The sequence below is a fragment of the Halobacillus sp. BBL2006 genome, assembly GCF_000786645.1.
Classification (GTDB): domain Bacteria; phylum Bacillota; class Bacilli; order Bacillales; family Halobacillaceae; genus Halobacillus.
In genome coordinates, this window is the sequence record NZ_JRNX01000233.1 from 1 (window position 1) to 1,928 (window position 1,928).

The following is a 1,928-nucleotide window of genomic DNA, read 5'->3' on the forward strand; positions in this document are numbered from 1 at the left end:
GTAAGTTCACCTCCCTCTCTTTTTCAAGGGCATGGATCGCTTGAACAAGGAACTCATGATAAGGAAGGTGGACAGGACTCTTCTGTAAAATATATCCACTAATCGCATCAATCTCTGTCTCTTTTCCTTCCAAAAGATCCTTAAACATCGAAGATTGATTCTCAGATGTTGCTTCAGCAATAGTAAGTACTCTTTTCCAATCTATTTCAAATGATCGCTCCAGTGATTGGCAAGCTTCTCTACACACCTGTTTGGCAATTTGCTTTATGTGGGGGTTGCTTACAATCATCCCGTTTTTAACTTGAAATAAACCAGTCAGAGGATTAATGACAGCGTTGACGATAAGCTTCGAAGTCAACATTTCGTAATAATTCGTATGATAAAAAAACGGGAAATCTTTACGATTTAGTTCGTTTATGATGGCTTTTAGATTGTCCTCACTGTTGACACTCGCAATCTTCACGCTCCCTTGGCCCGTATGAAGAACTTGGTTGTCATTCTGTTTAAGAGCACCATGTTCAACAACACCGACCAATACAGGATTTGGATGATCAAGTAATTGATCGACATGTCCCATTCCATTTTGCAGGAATAATAGAGGGGTGTAGTCAGGCAGCTTCTTCTCCAATATGGATGCAATGTGGTTCTGCTTGACTGTTACGATCAATAAATCATGAGCTCCTAAGTTATGCTGTTCTAATAAATGAGCCTGAATAGACACGGGTTGATCTATGGCATCACAAGAGACCCCCAGCTTATTTAACTTATCTTTCTGCTCCTCCCTTCTTACGTAAACATCAACCTTATGATCTCTCCCAAGATAAGCGGCCATCAGAATCCCTATCGAACCGGCGCCGATAATACCAATATTCATTGTATTCCCTCATTTCGTTCAATATCTTTTTTCCTATTGTAGCAGAGTCTTTTTGGGGATGGCAGTCAGATTTTGTCAATGCAAGAATTGTTTATTTCATTCTGAAAATTTTTATATTATAATGAAGAGAGATAAAGATATTAGAAAGGGGAATCTTTAATGATGACCACTACTAAAGTCCAACCACTACTGGTCAATTATAAAACGCTTGAGGAGTTCAAACGATTCAAAGAATATGGAAACCAGGAGCTGGCAATGCTCGAAGATCTTGAAAGCAATATCGTAGAGAATGACAGCGAATCACCTTTTTTCGGTGTCTACTATGGAAGCGCTTTAGTTGCCCGCATGAGTCTATACCGCGTGCAAGCCAAATATGATCATTATTTCCAACCCCCTCAAGATTATTTAGAACTATGGAAGCTGGAAGTTCTTCCTGACTATAGAGGGCAAGGTTTCGGTAAAGCACTGGTTGAATTCGCTAAAAGCTTCGATCTCCCAATAAAAACCAATCCTCGAATTAATTCTCATGATTTTTGGGAAAAGATGGGCTTTCAGAAAGCTCAATACGATGTGGAACGCGACTTGGGTGAGAATCCTTTGATTTGGATGCCGACTGGCGTAGAAGAAAGAGATGTAAACGCATAAAAAACCAAACGAATGAGGCCGCTACAGTGCGTAGTGGCCTTTTCCTATGTTTCTAATTCAATTAAAATAAATTGTTTTTTAATCAGGGCGTTAGCCTGACAAGTTAGGGTTCTATTTGCGTTTGTTAGGGCGCTTCTTCCCTTTGTTAGGGAGCTATTAGAATTGGTTAAGTAGTTATCATATAAGTCAGGGCGTTAAGTTGGCCTTTTAAAAGTCGTTTACGCTTTTCGCTTCATGTCTAGCTCCAACTCCTAGCGACTCGTGAGACTTCCCTCGTCTCCGTACGATAAGTCAACATCGAGTCGCTCCGCTCCTCGTGTTTCCTTTATCTCCTCTGACTCAGTCCAGTCCATTCGTCGCTGGGCAGTCGTTTACGCTTTTCGCTTCATGTCTAGCTCCAACTCCTAGC

At 40.9% G+C, this 1,928-nt stretch carries 2 protein-coding genes; one reads left to right on the forward strand and one right to left on the reverse strand.

The window, feature by feature from the left end; genetic code table 11:
• A partial coding sequence (locus LD39_RS07865) for a 2-dehydropantoate 2-reductase (protein ID WP_035544912.1) occupies nucleotides 1-874 on the reverse strand: 874 nt, incomplete at its 3' end.
• A gap of 159 nt (nucleotides 875-1,033) precedes the next feature.
• Here LD39_RS07865 and LD39_RS07870 point away from each other — a divergent pair.
• The gene (locus tag LD39_RS07870; protein ID WP_081988379.1) at nucleotides 1,034-1,519 is read left to right on the forward strand and encodes an N-acetyltransferase; all 486 of its coding nucleotides are present in this window, start codon (nucleotides 1,034-1,036) and stop codon (nucleotides 1,517-1,519) included.
• Nucleotides 1,520-1,928: the final 409 nt, after the last annotated feature.

Bases quoted from the DNA above. Each gene is read 5' to 3' on its own strand.
- LD39_RS07870 (WP_081988379.1), top strand. From the start codon at position 1,034: ATGATGACCACTACTAAAGTCCAACCACTACTGGTCAATTATAAAACG.